Below are 16,207 nucleotides of genomic sequence, written 5' to 3'. Positions count from 1 at the left end.
CAACTTATTCAACTGGCACGGCGCATGCAAGAGGCTTCGCAATCGCAACAGGAGCCCCTTCATGAACGTCGGCATCTTCATTCCCATCGGCAACAACGGCTGGCTGCTTTCCGAAAACGCGCCGCAGTACAAGCCCAGTTTCGAGCTCAACAAGCAGATCACGCTGAAGGCCGAGCGCTACGGCGTCGACTTCGCGCTGTCCATGATCAAGCTGCGCGGCTTCGGCGGCAAGACCGAGTTCTGGGACCACAACCTCGAGTCGTTCACGCTCATGGCCGGCCTTGCGGCCGTCACCAGCAAGATCAAGCTGTTTGCCACGGCCGCCTCGCTGGTCATGCCGCCGGCCATCGTCGCGCGCATGTCGTCGACCATCGACTCCATCTCCAACGGCCGCTTCGGCCTGAACCTCGTCACCGGCTGGCAGCGGCCCGAGTATTCGCAGATGGGCATGTGGCCCGGCGACCAGTTCTTCGGCACGCGCTACCAGTACCTGTCCGAATACATCCAGGTGCTGCGCGACCTGTGGGGCACCGGACAGTCGGACTTCAAGGGCGAGCACTTCCAGATGGACGACTGCCGCATGAGCCCGCAGCCGCAGGCCGACATGAAGGTCATCTGCGCCGGCCAGAGCGACGCGGGCATGGCGTTCTCCGCCAGGTACGCCGACTACAACTTCTGCTTCGGCAAGGGCGTGAACACGCCCAAGGCCTTCGCGCCCGCCGCGCAGAAGCTCATCGAGGCCACCGCCGAGACCGGCCGCCACGTCACCACCTACGTGCTGATGATGGTGATCGCCGATGCCACCGACGAAGCCGCGCGCGCCAAGTGGGAGCACTACAAGGCCGGCGCCGACCACGAGGCCATCGCCTGGCTCGGCCAGCAGGGCGCGGTCGACACCAGGTCGGGCGCCGACACCAACGTGCGCCAGATGGCCGACCCGACCTCTGCCGTGAACATCAACATGGGCACGCTCGTGGGCTCCTACGAGAGCGTTGCGCGCATGCTCGACGAAGTGGCCGAGGTGCCCGGCACCGAAGGCGTGCTGCTGACCTTCGACGACTTCATGCAGGGCGTGGAAGCCTTCGGCGAACGCATCCAGCCGCTCATGAAGAGCCGCGCGCATGTGCAGAGCCCGGTGCCTTCGCAGGTCGAACCCGAGCGCCTCGCGGCATGAAGCGGAGCACGTTCATGAGCACCACACCCGCACGCAACACCACCCTCACCTCGAGCACGCCGGTCGGCGCGCCGCGCCTGCCGGGCGCACCCGCCGCCGTGGTGCTGCCCGCGCGCCCCGAGCCGCTCGCGCTGCACGCCAGCGACACCGCACTGATCGTCGTCGACATGCAGAACGCCTATGCGTCGATCGGCGGGTACGTCGACTCGGCGGGCTTCGACATTTCCGGTGCGCAGGGCACCATCGCCAACATCGTGCGCGCCATCGCGGCGGCGCGCGCGGCCGGCATGCTGGTCGTGTTTCTGCAGAACGGCTGGGACGCCGCCTACGTCGAAGCCGGCGGCCCCGGCTCGCCGAACTGGCACAAGTCGAACGCGCTCAAGACCATGCGCGCCAAGCCCGAGCTGCAGGGCAAGTTCCTCGCCAAGGGCGGCTGGGACTACGAACTCATCGACCCGATGCAGCCGCAGCCCGGCGACATCGTGGTGCCGAAGACGCGCTACAGCGGCTTCTTCAACAGCACGCTCGACAGCACGCTGCGCGCGCGCGGCATCCGCCACCTGGCGTTCACCGGCATCGCCACCAACGTATGCGTGGAGTCGACGCTGCGCGATGCCTTCCACCTCGAATATTTCGCCGTGATGCTCGAGGACGCGACGCACGAACTGGGCGGCCCCGCGATCCAGAAGGCCTCCGTCTACAACGTCGAGACCTTCTTCGGCTGGGTCTGCAGCGTGGAAAGTTTCTGCAGCACCTTCGCGCCCTCGGCCGCCACCACACCCGCACCGGCCGCCGAAGCGGCCCTCGCCTGACTCTTTCACCAAGGACTGTTCCATGCCCAAGCAAGCCATCATCCCGCCCGGCACCGGCGTGCCGCTCGCCCCTTATGTTCCCGGCACGCTCGCCGACGGCGTGCTCTACGTGTCGGGCACGCTGCCCTTCGACAAGGACAACAACGTGGTGCACGTCGGCGACGCGAGCGCGCAGGCGCGCCACGTGCTCACCACCATCCAGGGCGTGGTCGAAGCCGCGGGCGGCACCATGGACGACGTGACCTTCAACCAGATCATGCTCAAGGACTGGGCCGACTACGCGAAGATCAACGCGGTGTACGCCGAGTTCTTTCCGGGCACCAAGCCCGCGCGCTACTGCATCCAGTGCGGCCTGGTGAAGCCCGACGCGCTGATCGAGATCGCCTCGATCGCCCACGTCGGCAAGAAGGGCTGAGCCGCATGCCGTCGTCGTCTCTGCATTACGAGGTGCACGGGCCGTCCGACGCGGCCGCCACCGTGCTGCTGTCGTCGGGCCTCGGTGGCTCGGCCGGTTTCTGGCAGCCGCAACTGGGCGCACTGATTGCCGCCGGACACCGCGTCATCGCCTACGACCAGCGCGGCACGGGCCGCAGCCCCGCCGCGTTGCCCGAGGCCTACGCCATCGAGCACATGGCGCAGGACGTGCTGGAAATTCTCGACGCCACCCAGACCACGCAATGCCACTTCGCGGGCCATGCGCTCGGCGGCCTCGTGGGGCTGCGGCTCGCGCTCGATGCGCCGGCGCGCGTGGCGAGCCTCGTGCTCGTCAACGCATGGGCCAAGCCCAACCCGCACTCGGCGCGCTGCTTCGACACGCGGCTCGCGCTGCTCGGCGCGGTCGGCCCGCGCGCTACGTGGAAGCGCAGCCGATCTTCCTGTACCCCGCCGCGTGGTGCGCGGCCCATGCGAAGCGCGTGGCCGACGAGGTCGACCACGCGTTCGCGCACTTCCCCGGCGAGGCCAACATGCGTGCGCGCATCGCCGCGCTGCGCGCCTTCGACATCGACGCGCGCCTGGCCGACATTGCCGCGCCCACGCTGGCGGCCGCCGCCAAGGACGACGTGCTCGTGCCCTGGACCTGCTCGCAGCGCCTGGCCGAGGGCCTGCCGAACGCCACGCTCAACCTCATGGCGCACGGCGGCCACGCGCACAGCGTGACCGAGGCGGACGCCTTCAACAGCACCTTGCTGGCCTTTCTTTCGCGGGTCAGCGCACCCGCCGTTCCCGCATGACCCCCCTCGCCACCCCACTCGACGACGCCGCGCTGTCGCTGCTCTTCACCGCCGCGCGCAGCCACAACGGCTGGACCGACGAGGCCGTCACCGACGCGCAGCTGCGGCAGATCCACGCGCTCGCGAGCCTCGGCCCGACCTCGGCCAACTGCTCGCCCGCGCGCTTCGTGTTCGTGCGCACGCCCGAAGGCAAGCAGCGCCTGGCACCCGCGCTGTCCAAGGGCAACCTCGAAAAAACCATGCGCGCGCCCGTCACCGTCATTGCCGCGTGGGACCGCAAGTTCTACGACAAGCTGCCCACGCTGTTCCCGCACGCCGACGCGCGCAGCTGGTTCACCGGCAGCCCCGAGGCCGCGCACGAAACCGCCTTTCGCAATGCCAGCCTGCAGGCCGGCTATCTGCTGCTGGCCGCGCGCGCGGTGGGCCTGGACGCCGGGCCGATGTCGGGCTTCGACAAGGCGAAGGTCGATGCCGCCTTTTTCGAGGGCACCGACTGGACCGTCAACTTCCTCATCAACCTCGGCCACGGCGATGCGTCGAAGGTGTTCGGCCGCCTGCCGCGGCTGCCCTTCGACGAAGCCTGCCTGCTGGCCTGAAGGAGCCACCTTCCATGCTCAACGCCATGGCTTCCCACGCCGCTTCATCGAACCCCGCGGGCCTGCCGCCCGGCTTGCCCAAGGCCGACTACCGCAACGCGATGGCGCGCCTGGGCGCCGCCGTGAACATCATCACCACCGACGGCCCCGCGGGCCGCGCGGGCTTCACGGCCTCGGCCGTGTGCAGCGTGACCGACGAGCCGCCGACCCTGCTCGTGTGCCTGAACCGATCGGCCTCCGTGTACCCGGCGTTCAAGGCCAACGGCGTGCTGTGCGTGAACGTGCTGGCGGCCGGACACCAGTCGCTGTCCGCCTTGTTCGGCGGCAAGACGCCGATGGACGAACGCTTTGCCGCCGGCCGCTGGAGCCGCAAGACGACAGGCTCGCCGATGCTCGACGACGCGGCCGTGTCCTTCGACTGCCGCGTGGTGCATGCGACGAGCGCGGGGACGCATGACGTGCTGTTCTGCGAGGCCGTGGCGATTGCCATCGGCGGTGCGGCGCAAGGCCTGATCTATTTCGACCGCCGGTATCACGAGATCGCGGCGCCTCCACCGCAGCACTGACCCTTCTTGTCCCCTCTCCCCAAGGGGAGAGGGAGCAAGACTCAACGCGGCGCGATGCAGTAGCGCGACGTTTGGTTTGACCCGGCCGAACGTTTGATTTGATCCAGCATTTTCCGCTTGGCGCCGGTCAATCGGTGGAGGGTATCGGCACAACCTCCCAGACCTGGCGATGCTCCTTGATCCGCAGCTTCCCCTCGTTGTCGTGCCAAGTCTCCCGCTGGATGCCGGAGATGAGCAGGCCGGCTCTCTTCCCGTTGGGCAAGATAACCGGTGTCGACATGTGCGCCATGCAGCGCCTACGGCTGGAGTCGTAGTCTTCCCAGAGGTCAACCACGGTCGAGTACGGTTCCGAGCCGGGGGCCCGGTTCATCTCGCCGAAAGTCACGGTGCCGCGCATGGGCGGCTGACGCTGGTTCGGAGGTAGGCGTTCCCCGTCTGGGGCCATCAGCAATGTGACACGGGCAAAGAACATTGCCGCCAGCATAGCCCCGGATGCGGGGGGCTTTCAAACGCCCTTTGAAGCCAGTTTCTGCGCGGCGTGAGCCGGCTCCCAGGTCGCCAGTTCCGGGTCTTGGGGCCGGCGCGGCACTTCCCCGGCGTCCAGGCGGCCGAGAACGTCTCCAAACAGGCGCAGGCCCATGGGCGCCAGGTCACGACGCCAGAGCGCCTCGGGCGTGTCGCCAGGCCTGACCCAACACCAGTCCTGCGCGGCGATGTCTCCCGTATCCGCCCCGTCGTCCAACCAGTAGGCGGTCCCGCCTGTGATCAGGTCGCGCATGTGAACCGCCCAAACGATGGCGTCACGGCCGCGATGGCGGGGCAACAGGCTGGGGTGGTAGCCCAGCGCTCCATACCGGGCCTTCAGGCGCGCCTCACGGGTCACGAAGACGTGAGCATGCGCGCACAGGATCAGGTCGACGTCTTCGGGAACCCACGATGCGTCCAGTCGTCGCGGCACCTGGCAGAGCGGCACGCCCGCGTCGACCGCAACGGCGGCCAGCCGGTCATCCACGCGCGGCGCGCTGACGGCCGCTACGTCGTCGCCTCGGCCGAGGCACAGCTTCAGCACCTCTGCCCCGAGATACTTCTGGCCGACGATCATCACGCGCATGCGGCCTCCCCGAGGTAGCGAAAGCCCTGCACGGCGCGAAAGTGGCCGCCGTAGCCGGCGCCCTTGCCGCCCGAACGCTCGATGCTGGCGGCGCTCCTGGCCTTGTCCTGCCCGACGAGCGCGGCCGATACCTGCGTCCAGTTCCTGGAGCGGCGCAGCGCCGTGGCAAGCCCGGGGTGGCTGGTGTGGAACAGGGACAGCATCGGCAGGCCGTAGCGGTTCTGGCCGAGCCGCCACCGCTCACAGATGGCGTCAAGGAAGCGCAGGCCAACGCCCGCGCCTTGCCACTCTGGCATGACCACCAACCGGCACGCGCGCGCCTCTTTGAGCCCCGGCCTGGTGCTGACAGCGACGTGAGCCACGAGCTGGCCGTCGACGCTGGCGACGTAGTTGGTCGCGGCGATCATCTTCGGCATCTTCAGATAGTGATGCGGCTCAAAGGCCGCCCAATGCCGCCAGTCGGTTTCCCACAGCTCCACGTCGACGCGCGGTCGTCGCCGAAGTAACCCCCGTGAAAACTGGCCCGTGGCCGTGTCGAACACCCAGTCCGGCTGCAGCCAGTCGAGCACGTCGTAGTGGCAGCTCAGGAGCACGACCTGGCCGGCCGTGCGCCGCCAGGCCTTGGCGAACGCGCCCGCGCCGATCTGGGCTATCTGGCGGTCGACCACGCTACTGAATTCGTCCAGCACGGCCCGCTCGGGTGCCTCTGCGATCAGCCGGGCGAGGTTGGCCCGGAACTGCTCGCCGTTGGAAAGCACCGGGTACGGCCGCAGCCAGGTCGGCACGCTCCCCAGGCCCACGCTCGACAACGCGGCCGTCACGGCGTCGAACGAGCCTTCAGGCGTGATGGCATCGATCAAGGGCTGATCCGCCGGCCAGCGGGGCGCATAGACCGCCTTGCGGCCCCACAACGCCCGGCCCATGCTGGTCTTGCCCGACCCGCTCGGCCCCACGATCACGCCGATCTGCCACGGCGCCGCGTCGAGGTCGAGGTCGGCCTCCAGGGCGAAGTTGGCCCCGGAGTCGACATTGAAAAGCGACTTCACGCGGGCGGCGCGGTACGTATCGAAGTCGTCGCATCGGTGGCTGATGGTGAGCTTCATACGCACACCACCTTCGTCTTGAGGCCGAGCTGGCCGAGTTGGGCGTGCAGTTCCTGCTGATGGGTCTCGTCGCGGCACGGCACCACGAGGGCGTAACGCTGGCGGTAGGTGAAACCGTTCTCACCGGCCCTTCGAGGGGGCTTTGAGGCGGGTTTGACTGGGGATTTGAGCATCGGGCGTCCTTTCAGGGTTGGACGCTCGGGGGCGCTCGATGGTGGGGCTCACGGCCCTCAGGTCGTTGAATGCACCGCAGCGCGGGCATTTGATCTGCAGGCGCCGGTATTCCCCGGTCGCCAACTTGCGGTTGCAGGCACCGCATCTCACGTCATCCATTCGGCATCACCTATGATTCGCCCCGCCTAGCTAGGTGGCAGGGTCTTTGGCTGATGCCGTGGTCACTCACGGCGGAGGCGGGTGACGCGGGTGTTACCGCACCCGTATCACTCGCCCTGTCTTTTTTCCTCTCTGGCGTCTCCTGTACTCAGGCTGGGTGCAGGGTCAGCCCCCAATCCGTGCGGCGGCGATGAACAGCGCATCAAGCTGCGGATCGTTCAGGCCAACCGCCGCCCCCAGGGATGCGACGAAAGGCGAGGCTCGCTCGTAGGTCGACGCGTCCCACTCGATCAGCGCCCGCTCTTTTTCGGGGCTCGCCAGGGCCTCGATGGCGTCAAGCACCGCCTGAAACTTCCCGGCCTCCAGCAACGCAAGGCGCCCCTGCCGCTTGGTCACACTGTGCGGCACGGTTTCGGGGGCGACATAGGCGACCCAGTGCGCCCCAGAAAACTTCCATTTGCCCGGCTCTTTGTCGAAGTCGTCAGGTACTTCCACCATCGTGTCGTCGTTGTTGGACTCGGCATAGCCATGGCTGGTCAGAACGCCGTTGGCGTCGATGAATGCGTTCTTCATGGCTCACTCGCCTCCGTTCGGATTCTTGTAGCTGTTGATGTGGTGGGATGTCGAGACCGGCTGGCTGTTGCCGCTGGCGACGGAATAGAAGTACTGCTGAGCGATGTTCGGCACCAGGAAGGTCCACCCCCCTGTCGTTGCATTGACGACGTTGGACTGCGTACCCCCGAAGCCGGCCCGGAACATGATGTCGGTCGCGGTTGGCCCGATGGACTGGGTCAAATCGAAGATGCCCGTTCCGGATGCGGGCGTCCCGACGAAGTCACGCACCATCAGGCTGAATGCCAGGGCGTTCGGAGGCGCGAAGGCTGCGACGTTGACCGCCGTCATTGCGGCCGCTTGACCGTTCAGAAGCGTCTGCTGGCTTGTGTTGTAGGTCGTGGTGGCGCCATAGAACCGCACGTTGGCCAGGGTGCCCACGCCCAGGCGTACGGCGCCGATGTAGGCCTGAGCCGCGAAGCCGGTGGGAAGCGTGGGTGCGGTTGCGGAGGCGCTTGCCAAGGTCGCCACAGCGGTGCCGTCCGTGATGAACCAGAAATGCACCCACGAGTTGCTGCCGAAGGCGGCAACCTGGTCGCGGCCGTTGGCGGCGGGGCCGGCGGTGTTGATGTTGCAAACCACGGGGCCCACATTCAGCGCGACGCGGCTGTTGCCGGTCGTGGGGTTGCGCATCAGTACTTCAGCGGCCGAGAACGTGGCAGTCGTGAACCCGGCGCCAACCGTATTGCCGGTCAACCCCTTGATGCGCGAACCCTGCGCGGCCTGCACCGGTGAACCAGTGCACCCGACCAGCACGAAGGAATTGAGGCTCGCCTTCCAGACGACCTGGCATGTTCCATTGGCGACGATTTCCCCGCCTTGCAGCTGGTTGTGCGCGCTGTCGAGAATGTCTTTCACGCCAAGGCTGCTCACGTTCAGCGTGGCGCGCCCGGTACTGGTGGCCTTGGCCTTGAACCAGAGCACCATGTTGTCAACCAGCGCGTCGACCGGTGGAGCGAAATCTAGAACAGCGGCGTTCGCGGCGCCCGTGTCCAACCCGCTGACGAGCGCATTCGAGCGCAGTGCTTTCAGTAGCAGCCGATAGCTCGCTGGGTTCACTTTGTCGAACTGGATGCCGGGCAAGCCGGCAGCCTTGACGATCTCCATCGAACTCCAGATGAGGGAGTTCATGTCCAGGTCAGAGACGGCGGTGGGCACCGCCTTCGAGTCCTCATGCATCCGATTCCCGGTGCCAGGATCAGTGTCGTAGCTGTTGCTTAGGGTGTAGTCCATAGGTCTCTCAGGTTTCGAGGCTCACGTTGATGCGGTATCGAGCGGGAACGATGCGCCGGAGGTAGCACTCCAGCGGGCCGAAGTCTTGCGACACCTGCACGAGCCGGTCGCCAACCCGATTTACCCCGACGCGAAAGGGCGCGCTCGTGGCAGTTACCTTGATGTACAGAACGCCGTCCAGCGCTCCGAGGCGGTCGCCGACTCGATTGCGGCCGACGCGGAACGGCACGTTGTAGAAGACGCGCACCGTGTAGCCCATCGCGGCACACAGCGCCTCGATGGAGCCGGTCGCGGCCGGGCTGGAGTCCGGGTAGGCCAGCTCAAGCCCGCGTAGCCGCGCAAGCAGGAGGCTGCGGCGCAGCGCTGGCGTCTGATCGGGGCCGAAGCACGGGTCCGGCAGGCCCACGGCTTCCTCCCACTCGGCAAGCCGCGTGACGGCCGTATGAGGCTGCCACTGCCGCACGCACTCTTCGATGAAGCGTTGCACCTCGTCGAAGGTTCCCGCGATGCCGCGCAGTACGCGCATCAGGTCGAGTCGGGGTGGCGCGGCCAGGCGAAGCCCGTGGGCAGCAGGAACGACAGGGCCTGGAGAAACTTTTCCATGTCAGGCCACGAAGGCGACGGTGCCGCGCGCCAGGAGGTGGTCGAAGGCGGCGGCAGACCAGAAGGTGCCGCTGGTGATGACCGGAGAAATGATCGTGTGGTTGTATTCGCCGACCACGCCGCTGATCGCCTCCACCGCATGGCCTTGCGGAATCTTCCCGCCCGGCACTGCCTCGCGGAAGAAGAGGTCGGCCAGGGCGTCCGTCGTGCCCTTGCGAGTCGCGGGCGTGTCCACATCGAGGCGGATCACGAAGTCGATCACGTCGAGCTTGGGGATGATCACGAACAGCTCGTCGGGCGGCCCGCGCCTCGGATCACGGATGTAGCTGAACACCTCCTGTTGCTGAGCGAGCGTAGGAAGGCCGTTCGGCGCATTCCCGTCCGCCATGATCAGCACGCCGGCCGAGGTCGCTCCTGCGGGGTTCCTGACGCCCCACGCGCGGGTGATGCTGGGCAATGCGAGCGCCCAGTTCGCGTAGTCGGCGGGACTGCCGCCCATCGGCGGATTGGAGAGCCGTTGCTGCAGCCGATAGACGGCCAGCGCATCTGTCTCCCGGTCGGCCCCGCCGCTGATGCCGCTGACGACGTCGGCCACGAAATCGGCGTCGATGCCTGATACGGGCGACACCAGCGTCAGCGGGCTACCAGGCGGGAGATTGCCCGCTGCGCCCGCCAGCAAGGCCATCAGGTTGGGCGTCACCACACCCGCCACCACAGGCACGTCAGAGATGACGCGGTATTGCCGCCCGTCTTGAGATTGCAAGAGCGTGCCGGCGGGCAACAGCGTGTTGGTGATGCCAGAGCCCGACGTCTTGCCGCTCGCGGCTGACGCATCCTTGCGCGGCATCTTGTAGGTTGCCAGCCACCCGTCGAGGAACTCGCCTACCGACTTAATGGGGATAGCCTGCCGCGCGATGAAGTCGCGCAGATAGCGATACACCCCGTGCATACCCATGCCGTTCACGAACGAGACGGCCTTCATGTTGCTGCGGGCCAGCTCGATGTCGGCCGCCGTCGCGACGAGTGCGGGCCCGGCCGCCTGCGATGCTTGCGCAAGCGACTCCTGCAGCAGCCGCGCGCCGTTTTGGGACAGCTGCCCGATGCTCGGAATCGGAACGTTCAGGGGCGACTTACTCATCGAATGGCCTTCCGAAGGCTGGTGCCCCAGAGCACGTCATAGACCGGCCGGGTCTGGTCGGCCTGGTAGATCGTGGGGCGCACCGCGAGGCGGTCAAGATCAGGGCCGGTCCACAGCGTGCTCACAGTAACGCGGCTCGCCAGGCCGTCCCGAACCATCCAATCGAGGCTCTCCTGCGCCGTGAAGCGGGCGGCCTCCAGGATGTCGGCCTGCACTTTGGTGATGTAGTACAGCCACAACAGGTTGCCCCACCGGTCGCCTCGGGTGTCGAAGGTCTGTCCCATGAACTCGTCGCCGATCCAGCCGCGCCGGTCGGTCTGGTTCAGCGGCAGCTTGTCGTCTCGGCCGGCGCGCGCGTCGGTGAACAGGGAGATCACGATGGCCGTGGAGAATGTGTCTTCCAGCTCCAGCGCGTAGGTCTGCAGCACCTCGACGTAGGGCTGCGGAACACCGGTCGAGCTGGCGAAGTCCGTCCAAGGGTAGGCGGACGCTGGTGCGGGCGGTGTCAGCCGCCAGTCGAACGGCACGCCGAGCGCGGCCGAGGCATCGCTGGAGGGAGAGGGACGGGTTGCCACATCAAACATGGCGCAAGTCTCGCGAGACCTGCCCGCCCCGTCAGGGTGAAACGCTTCACCGCCGCACTACGGCGGGTTGGGAATATCCGTGATGGCACCCGTCACCGGGTGCTTGTGCTTGCCACTGATGTCGCGACCGTCGTGCATGATCGTTCCCAGCTCGAAGGTGGTCGCGCAGGACTTGTAGTTCAAGCTGACGTTCTGGTAGGTGATCGTGCCGCCGTCCATCGTCGCAGTGCCCGGCCCGCTGAGTCCGATGGTGAAGTCTTGGGTCTTGAGCCGGCCCGTGTTCTCCGTGAGCGGCGCCTCCACGCGGGTCTTCTCGGAGGCCTCGACCGTCATGGTCTTGGTCTGAATCTTCACGCTGTTCGCGGCCTTGAGCACGAAGTCGTCGCACTCCACTTCGATCAGCCTGCCGTCCTTTAGCGCGATGCTGTGGCCTTCCTTGTGCCAGACGCGGACCTCGTAGCTGGCGAGCCGGGGGCGCTCGGCCAGGCGGTCCATGCGCACCGCGATGGTGTGCCCGCCCGCATTGATCACCAGGCCCTGACCGTCCACCGGGTTCGCTGCGAACCCGTAGTCCTGGAAGCGTTCCACCGCGTCCTTGGCGTCATCGTCCAGCGCCTCGGCCCGCAGCGTCTGCACCTTGCCTTCCTTGAGGTTGCGCAGGCGTGCGCGGCGAATCATGTTCTCGGACATGTCAGCTCCGCGCCTTGTCGCGCGGCCCCCTTGTGTGCTCAAAGTCGTCGCCCTTGGGGGCCCAGCGCTTGCGCTTGACCTTGGATTTCAACGGCACTGTGTCGTAGGCCTCGACGGGACGCACGGTCAGTTCGGTGACGTCGCCTTCCTTGAGGTCGCAGGTTTGCTTCACCAAGGTGATCAGCCATTCTTCACCGTCGAGCCCGGCGATGTCGTCATAGATCGGCACCCGCTCATTGACCGGCCATGCCTCGCCGTCGACCGTCCAGCCCTCGACCACATAGCGAAAGCCGTAGGCGCGCCCACGACGTACGCGGACCGTGTGCTGCACCAGCGCTTCCAGCTCGCCCTTGGTCGTGTTGCCGTCGGCATTGATCACCAGCGGCATATAGCGCTTGATCTCGTCGTCCTTGGCGCTGGCCTTGAGCCCGCGTGCCGTCTCGAAGTCGTCGGCGCAGTTGCTCTGGCCGTACACGATGTATTCGCTGTGCCGCTGCTCGTCGGTGCCGATATCGTCCATGCTGATGACGTTGTGCCCCCGCACGATGGCGCCCTTGAAGCGGTTCTTGCCCGCCTTGGTGAGCAGCAGGTTGCCCGCGTTGTCGCGCGTCACGAGGACGCCGCGGAGTCGGGCCGCGCGGGAAAGCGCGTCGACCACGGTTTCCCCGTGATAGAGCTTGAAGTCCTGAATCGGGCCGCCGATGTCCGTGTCCACCTTGACGCCGAGGCCATACGGAGCGGCCAGATCGCGCGCGATCCGCTCCAGAGTTGCGCCGCGCCACTGGCCGCCCTTGTGGATCGCGGAGGCGTGCACCAGGTCGCCCGTGCGGTCCCGGCCCACGACCCGAAAGCCACAGTCGCCGCGTCGATAGAACGGCGCGGCCGCCAGCACAGAGCCGGTGATCACGAGGGTCTCGCCGATCCAGATCTCGATGTCGTCCTGGCGGTTGATGTCGGGCGGGTCGCCCGGATCGAGAGACACTGGGATGTTGAACGTCCCGCTGATCGCCTCGATGCTGCGCTCGACCTCGCTCTGCAGCCAGCCCTCATAGAGCCGGCCGCGCACCTTGACGCGAATTTCCGCGCTGTCCGTTTCGTTGCGCGTGTAGCGCTCGCCTTGTGTTGCCATGTCAGTCGCGCCGCAGCACCCTCAACGGAATGCCCGGAGGCACGAGCAGCGGGTGCCGGATGTGGGGGTTGAGCCCGAGGATTTCGTCCGCGTAGTCGGCTGTCCCGAAGAGCCGATAGCTGATGTACCAGACCGGCTGCCACGCCTGTGGCGTGTAGGTGGTCATTCGCACCAGGTCGCGGGAACGCACTTGCAAGTCCTTGAGCGCCGCCGCGTGCATGGTCGAGACCGCGTCGTGCCAGGCGGTGGCCGGCAGCGCGTCAGGAGCTGCCCGCGACGAGTTCTCGACGATCAGTCGGGTGCACTGGTCGTGCACGGCCCGGCGCATCGTGATGCCGGCGTCGTAGTCCGCGATCTCCACCACCGTGCCCGCCTGCACGTAGGCCGCGACCGCCAAGGTCTCGATGAACTGGTCGCCGATGGCCATCAGGCGCTCAAGGTCGGCGCGCGCGGCCGTGTCGCCCACGATCACGTCGGGCTTCGCGCTGCCGAACATGACCAGGCCGGCCCCTACGGGGGGCACAACGGCCACATCGAAGTCGTTCCGGGGCACTACCGCACCCATGTCGAAAAGCCCGCTAAACGCGGCTTGAAAGAGCACCGCGCGCTCGGGCGTCAGGTCTGCGGGCAACGTGAACAGCGAGCTGATGCCGGCCGCCAGGTTGACCGCACTGGAGAGCAGCCCGTCGAAACCTTGCCGCAGCTCTTGGTACTGGCCGATAACGCCGCTCGCGAACTCGCCCACCGAGCCAATGACCGGGCCGACCTGTGACCAGACCGCCCCGATGCTGTCGAACATCCGCAGGCCTACGCGCTCGCCAACCCAGCCGGCCGCGCTGTCCAGGTCGAAGCTCGCCTCGAAGTCATCCATGGCCGCCTCGATGGCGTCCTCGGCCGCGTCTTCGGCCTCGCTCTCGGTGTTCTCGATTCCGGCCGGGTAGCGGCGGGACTCTGCGCGCACAAACACCAGGTCGAAGCGGGCCATGCCGCCCTCATCGAGCAGGTTTTCCTTGATCGGAAACTTGCCGTTGACGAATACCCGGATCGACCCGGCCGTGGGATGTACCAGGATGCCTTCACCGGTGAGCACGTCGCGCAATGCCTCGCGCTGTTCGATGTAGTCGTCGCCCACCACGTAGGCGCTGAACTTGATTTCCTCCGCTGCCTCTCCCATGCGAAAGACCGTAGGCAAGTCCTGGAACGGGTACTCGCGCAGCACCACGTTGTCGCCGGCCGTCACCTCGATGGTGTGCACCTGGAAGGGCACGCCCCGGAACGATGCCGGTAGCAGGTAGTCCAGCCAGCTCATCGCTTGAACCTCCCGGGTTGGTGCCGCCCGCGTCGAGCCTCACGAGCGAAGGCTGTTGCGTGATCGTGGGCAGCGCGAGGATTCGGTCATCGCTCACGTGGATGTCGAGCGAGATGCGCCCTTCGCCCACCTTCACCTCGGTGGTCCTGCCGGCCTGCAGCGGCTCGGAGGTGCCGGCCCCCGGCGCCGTGATTGTCAGGAGGTCCAACTGCGGCACATCCAGCCGCGAGCCCAGTCGTGGCGGTCCTGCCAGGCTTCCTGCATCGGCTGCCGGGCGGTCCAGGCGGCGCGGATCGTCGAAGCCCTTGCCGCGATAGCCCGCCTTCTCGCGGTCCATTGCGCGCAGCTTGGCAATGTCTTCTTCGCTGGGGCCGGTCAGCATTTCCAGCAGCATCAGCGGATTGACCAGGGACGCGCCCCGGGCCAGCATGCCCGCCTTGGAGAGGTTCGATGCATTGGAGACTGCAGATGCAGCGGCGGCGGTGCCCGCCGGGGCCGCACCGCCGCCGCCACGCAGAAGAGCCCATAGCCCGCCGCCAACGACTGAGAACGCCGCCGCCGCCTTGCCCAGCAGTAGTGCGGAGCCGGCGGCCTCCGGATTGCTCGACACTGCGCTGGAGAATTTTTCCGCGAGCGAGCCGAGTGAAGGGGTGAACTTGTCGGTTGCTGATTTTTCTGCCTTGCGCGCGTCCTCTTTGCCCTGCTCGACTTTGTAGTCGGCGGTGCTAGCGATGACGGTATGCGCCACATCAACCGCCGATTGGCCTGGCTTGGCGCCGTACTCCTCGCGCACCTTCGAGAGCACGTCGGCGGTGTAGTCGCGGTTGTTCGACAACGCCAAGAAAGCCATGAGCGACTGTTGGTTGTGGAAGATCTTCCCGGTGTTCGTTCCCTGCACCTGGGCGGACATGGATTCGAGAATGGTTGCCCGCCCGTCGATGTCATCCTTGGGCAGTGCGCGGAGCTTCTTCTGGAGTGCAGCGTACTTCGGATCGGCCGCCATGTGCTTGTCCAGCAACTCAAGGGTCGCGCTGACCTTGTCAACACCTCGAGACTGGTAGTCCAGAAAGATGTCGTCGATCTTCTGTTGCTGCTTGAGCTTGCCGCCCTTCTTGAGGGCCTTCCCGCCGTTGAGCAATTCCTTCGCCATGAAGTCACGAAAGTGCGGCGTATTCAGCTCGTTCAGCAGGTCACGCAGGTTGTTGCCCGCCTCATCCTTGGTGCCGGCCGTGATCACTGACGCCTGGTTCCAGGCCGTGAGCTTGGCGAACCCCTCTTTGCCTGAAATGCCGAGGTTCTTCGCCATCGCCATCTGCTGCGGCAGCCACTTCGCCATGTCCTTGAGTTCAAAGCCACCGGCCTGACCCGCCACCATCGCAGCGCTCAGCAGCGAGGGGAGTTCTTCGGCGGGGATGTGAAACGATTGATTGGCCCGAATGCCGATGGTCGCCAACTCGTTTGAGCCCGCGCCTGATGCGGTAGCTGCTTTCGTGACGCCCGGCAGCATCTTCATCGCGTCCGCCACCGACACCGTGCCCGAAGCAATCATCGTGTCCAACGCTCCGGCCGCCTGCTCGCGCCCGCCGCCTCCGGCCTTTCGCGCCGAATCGACGGCCGTTTCCAGCGTCTTCATGCCCGAAATGCGACCGCCCACGTTCTGGTCAGCGAAGGCGGTGTTTGCCATGCCGGCCAACAGGCGGTCATAGCTCATGCCGTCCTTCACATCGCCCGAGATCGCGCGCCCGGCGGCCAGAACCCCGCCGCCCACGGTGACCCCGGCCCGCCATCCCGTTGCGAGCCGCTGCTGAAGGGTCTTCACTCGCCTCTCTGCCTGATCGGCCGATGTGGCGATCTGCCGCATGTAGTTGGCTTGGCGCTCGGTGCTCGTGTTGCGGCCGACCTTGTCAATGACCCGGTCCAGCTGGGTGTACTTGGACGTGGCGCCAGTGATCGCGGCCTGCAGCTCAGTCGTGCTCTTCGTC

At 66.6% G+C, this 16,207-nt stretch carries 19 protein-coding genes and 1 pseudogene; 6 read left to right on the top strand and 14 right to left on the bottom strand.

Features of this window, described 5'->3' with window-relative positions; translation table 11 throughout:
• Positions 1-61 precede the first annotated feature (61 nt).
• The 6 genes from rutA (at position 62) to rutF (ending at position 4,380) form a co-directional block, all read left to right on the top strand.
• Positions 62-1,174, top strand: a complete 1,113-nt coding sequence (gene rutA / locus BMG07_RS13425; protein ID WP_198084992.1) for a pyrimidine utilization protein A — start codon at positions 62-64, stop codon at positions 1,172-1,174.
• A 14-nt stretch (positions 1,175-1,188) separates the two neighbouring features.
• A complete protein-coding gene (gene rutB / locus BMG07_RS13420) occupies positions 1,189-1,986 on the top strand; it encodes a pyrimidine utilization protein B (RefSeq protein WP_269758926.1) in 798 nt (265 codons plus the stop codon).
• A gap of 22 nt (positions 1,987-2,008) precedes the next feature.
• On the top strand, positions 2,009-2,401 hold the full coding sequence (gene rutC, locus BMG07_RS13415; RefSeq protein WP_198084991.1) for a pyrimidine utilization protein C: 393 nt from the start codon (positions 2,009-2,011) through the stop codon (positions 2,399-2,401).
• A 5-nt stretch (positions 2,402-2,406) separates the two neighbouring features.
• A complete protein-coding gene (locus tag BMG07_RS44875) occupies positions 2,407-3,144 on the top strand; it encodes an alpha/beta fold hydrolase (RefSeq protein WP_374221277.1) in 738 nt (245 codons plus the stop codon).
• Between the two features lie 70 nt (positions 3,145-3,214).
• Complete coding sequence (locus BMG07_RS13405) at positions 3,215-3,814, top strand: malonic semialdehyde reductase (RefSeq protein WP_198084990.1); 600 nt, start codon at positions 3,215-3,217, stop codon at positions 3,812-3,814.
• Positions 3,815-3,828: 14 nt separating this feature from the next.
• Positions 3,829-4,380: an NADH-dependent FMN reductase RutF gene (gene rutF / locus BMG07_RS13400; protein WP_198084989.1), complete on the top strand. Its 552-nt coding sequence runs from the start codon at positions 3,829-3,831 to the stop codon at positions 4,378-4,380.
• A 127-nt stretch (positions 4,381-4,507) separates the two neighbouring features.
• Here rutF and BMG07_RS13395 read toward each other — a convergent pair whose 3' ends face one another.
• The 14 genes and pseudogenes from BMG07_RS13395 to BMG07_RS42025 form a co-directional block, all read right to left on the bottom strand.
• Positions 4,508-4,777 carry a hypothetical protein gene (locus BMG07_RS13395; protein WP_198084988.1) on the bottom strand — a complete coding sequence of 90 codons (270 nt, stop codon included), beginning with the start codon at positions 4,775-4,777 and terminating at the stop codon, positions 4,508-4,510.
• Between the two features lie 108 nt (positions 4,778-4,885).
• Positions 4,886-5,491: a formyltransferase family protein gene (locus BMG07_RS13390; RefSeq protein WP_198084987.1), complete on the bottom strand. Its 606-nt coding sequence runs from the start codon at positions 5,489-5,491 to the stop codon at positions 4,886-4,888.
• The gene (locus BMG07_RS13385) at positions 5,482-6,594 is read right to left on the bottom strand and encodes a GNAT family N-acetyltransferase (RefSeq protein ID WP_198084986.1); all 1,113 of its coding nucleotides are present in this window, start codon (positions 6,592-6,594) and stop codon (positions 5,482-5,484) included. The genes BMG07_RS13390 and BMG07_RS13385 overlap by 10 nt, the downstream gene beginning before the upstream one ends.
• Positions 6,591-6,767: a hypothetical protein gene (locus tag BMG07_RS13380; protein WP_198085035.1), complete on the bottom strand. Its 177-nt coding sequence runs from the start codon at positions 6,765-6,767 to the stop codon at positions 6,591-6,593. The genes BMG07_RS13385 and BMG07_RS13380 overlap by 4 nt, the downstream gene beginning before the upstream one ends.
• On the bottom strand, positions 6,715-6,927 hold the full coding sequence (locus BMG07_RS13375; RefSeq protein WP_198084985.1) for a Com family DNA-binding transcriptional regulator: 213 nt from the start codon (positions 6,925-6,927) through the stop codon (positions 6,715-6,717). The genes BMG07_RS13380 and BMG07_RS13375 overlap by 53 nt, the downstream gene beginning before the upstream one ends.
• Before the next feature lie 165 nt (positions 6,928-7,092).
• Positions 7,093-7,500 (bottom strand): hypothetical protein, encoded by a 408-nt coding sequence (locus BMG07_RS13370; protein ID WP_198084984.1) that lies wholly within the window; start codon positions 7,498-7,500, stop codon positions 7,093-7,095.
• A gap of 3 nt (positions 7,501-7,503) precedes the next feature.
• The gene (locus BMG07_RS13365; RefSeq protein WP_198084983.1) at positions 7,504-8,772 is read right to left on the bottom strand and encodes a hypothetical protein; all 1,269 of its coding nucleotides are present in this window, start codon (positions 8,770-8,772) and stop codon (positions 7,504-7,506) included.
• 7 nt (positions 8,773-8,779) lie between these two features.
• On the bottom strand, positions 8,780-9,298 hold the full coding sequence (locus BMG07_RS13360) for a putative phage tail protein (RefSeq protein ID WP_269758925.1): 519 nt from the start codon (positions 9,296-9,298) through the stop codon (positions 8,780-8,782).
• A gap of 78 nt (positions 9,299-9,376) precedes the next feature.
• Positions 9,377-10,513, bottom strand: coding sequence for a baseplate J/gp47 family protein (locus BMG07_RS13355; RefSeq protein WP_198084982.1), 1,137 nt, complete (start codon positions 10,511-10,513; stop codon positions 9,377-9,379).
• Complete coding sequence (locus BMG07_RS13350) at positions 10,510-11,097, bottom strand: phage GP46 family protein (protein ID WP_198084981.1); 588 nt, start codon at positions 11,095-11,097, stop codon at positions 10,510-10,512. The genes BMG07_RS13355 and BMG07_RS13350 overlap by 4 nt, the downstream gene beginning before the upstream one ends.
• A 57-nt stretch (positions 11,098-11,154) precedes the next feature.
• Positions 11,155-11,787 carry a phage baseplate assembly protein gene (locus tag BMG07_RS13345; protein ID WP_198084980.1) on the bottom strand — a complete coding sequence of 211 codons (633 nt, stop codon included), beginning with the start codon at positions 11,785-11,787 and terminating at the stop codon, positions 11,155-11,157.
• 1 nt (position 11,788) lies between these two features.
• Positions 11,789-12,916 (bottom strand): phage baseplate assembly protein, encoded by a 1,128-nt coding sequence (locus tag BMG07_RS13340; protein ID WP_198084979.1) that lies wholly within the window; start codon positions 12,914-12,916, stop codon positions 11,789-11,791.
• 1 nt (position 12,917) lies between these two features.
• The gene (locus tag BMG07_RS13335; RefSeq protein WP_198084978.1) at positions 12,918-14,225 is read right to left on the bottom strand and encodes a DNA circularization protein; all 1,308 of its coding nucleotides are present in this window, start codon (positions 14,223-14,225) and stop codon (positions 12,918-12,920) included.
• Positions 14,226-15,393: 1,168 nt separating this feature from the next.
• Positions 15,394-15,774: pseudogene (locus tag BMG07_RS42025) on the bottom strand (phage tail tape measure protein); the annotation flags it as partial.
• Positions 15,775-16,207: the final 433 nt, after the last annotated feature.

Source organism: Variovorax sp. E3 (assembly GCF_016082275.1).
In the GTDB taxonomy this organism is placed as follows: Bacteria; Pseudomonadota; Gammaproteobacteria; order Burkholderiales; family Burkholderiaceae_C; genus Variovorax.
Note: the sequence above shows the minus strand (reverse complement) of the source record. Positions and strands in the feature narration are given on the sequence as shown.

Coding starts and splice junctions, on each gene's coding strand:
- BMG07_RS13350 (WP_198084981.1), bottom strand. CDS start 11,097: ATGTTTGATGTGGCAACCCGTCCCTCTCCCTCCAGCGATGCCTCGGCC.
- BMG07_RS13380 (WP_198085035.1), bottom strand. CDS start 6,767: ATGCTCAAATCCCCAGTCAAACCCGCCTCAAAGCCCCCTCGAAGGGCC.
- BMG07_RS13395 (WP_198084988.1), bottom strand. CDS start 4,777: ATGCGCGGCACCGTGACTTTCGGCGAGATGAACCGGGCCCCCGGCTCG.
- BMG07_RS13345 (WP_198084980.1), bottom strand. CDS start 11,787: ATGTCCGAGAACATGATTCGCCGCGCACGCCTGCGCAACCTCAAGGAA.
- BMG07_RS13375 (WP_198084985.1), bottom strand. CDS start 6,927: ATGGATGACGTGAGATGCGGTGCCTGCAACCGCAAGTTGGCGACCGGG.
- rutB (WP_269758926.1), top strand. CDS start 1,189: ATGAGCACCACACCCGCACGCAACACCACCCTCACCTCGAGCACGCCG.
- BMG07_RS13340 (WP_198084979.1), bottom strand. CDS start 12,916: ATGGCAACACAAGGCGAGCGCTACACGCGCAACGAAACGGACAGCGCG.
- BMG07_RS13355 (WP_198084982.1), bottom strand. CDS start 10,513: ATGAGTAAGTCGCCCCTGAACGTTCCGATTCCGAGCATCGGGCAGCTG.
- BMG07_RS44875 (WP_374221277.1), top strand. CDS start 2,407: ATGCCGTCGTCGTCTCTGCATTACGAGGTGCACGGGCCGTCCGACGCG.
- BMG07_RS13365 (WP_198084983.1), bottom strand. CDS start 8,772: ATGGACTACACCCTAAGCAACAGCTACGACACTGATCCTGGCACCGGG.
- BMG07_RS13370 (WP_198084984.1), bottom strand. CDS start 7,500: ATGAAGAACGCATTCATCGACGCCAACGGCGTTCTGACCAGCCATGGC.
- BMG07_RS13385 (WP_198084986.1), bottom strand. CDS start 6,594: ATGAAGCTCACCATCAGCCACCGATGCGACGACTTCGATACGTACCGC.
- rutA (WP_198084992.1), top strand. CDS start 62: ATGAACGTCGGCATCTTCATTCCCATCGGCAACAACGGCTGGCTGCTT.
- BMG07_RS13390 (WP_198084987.1), bottom strand. CDS start 5,491: ATGCGCGTGATGATCGTCGGCCAGAAGTATCTCGGGGCAGAGGTGCTG.
- rutF (WP_198084989.1), top strand. CDS start 3,829: ATGCTCAACGCCATGGCTTCCCACGCCGCTTCATCGAACCCCGCGGGC.
- rutC (WP_198084991.1), top strand. CDS start 2,009: ATGCCCAAGCAAGCCATCATCCCGCCCGGCACCGGCGTGCCGCTCGCC.
- BMG07_RS13335 (WP_198084978.1), bottom strand. CDS start 14,225: ATGAGCTGGCTGGACTACCTGCTACCGGCATCGTTCCGGGGCGTGCCC.
- BMG07_RS13405 (WP_198084990.1), top strand. CDS start 3,215: ATGACCCCCCTCGCCACCCCACTCGACGACGCCGCGCTGTCGCTGCTC.
- BMG07_RS13360 (WP_269758925.1), bottom strand. CDS start 9,298: ATGCGCGTACTGCGCGGCATCGCGGGAACCTTCGACGAGGTGCAACGC.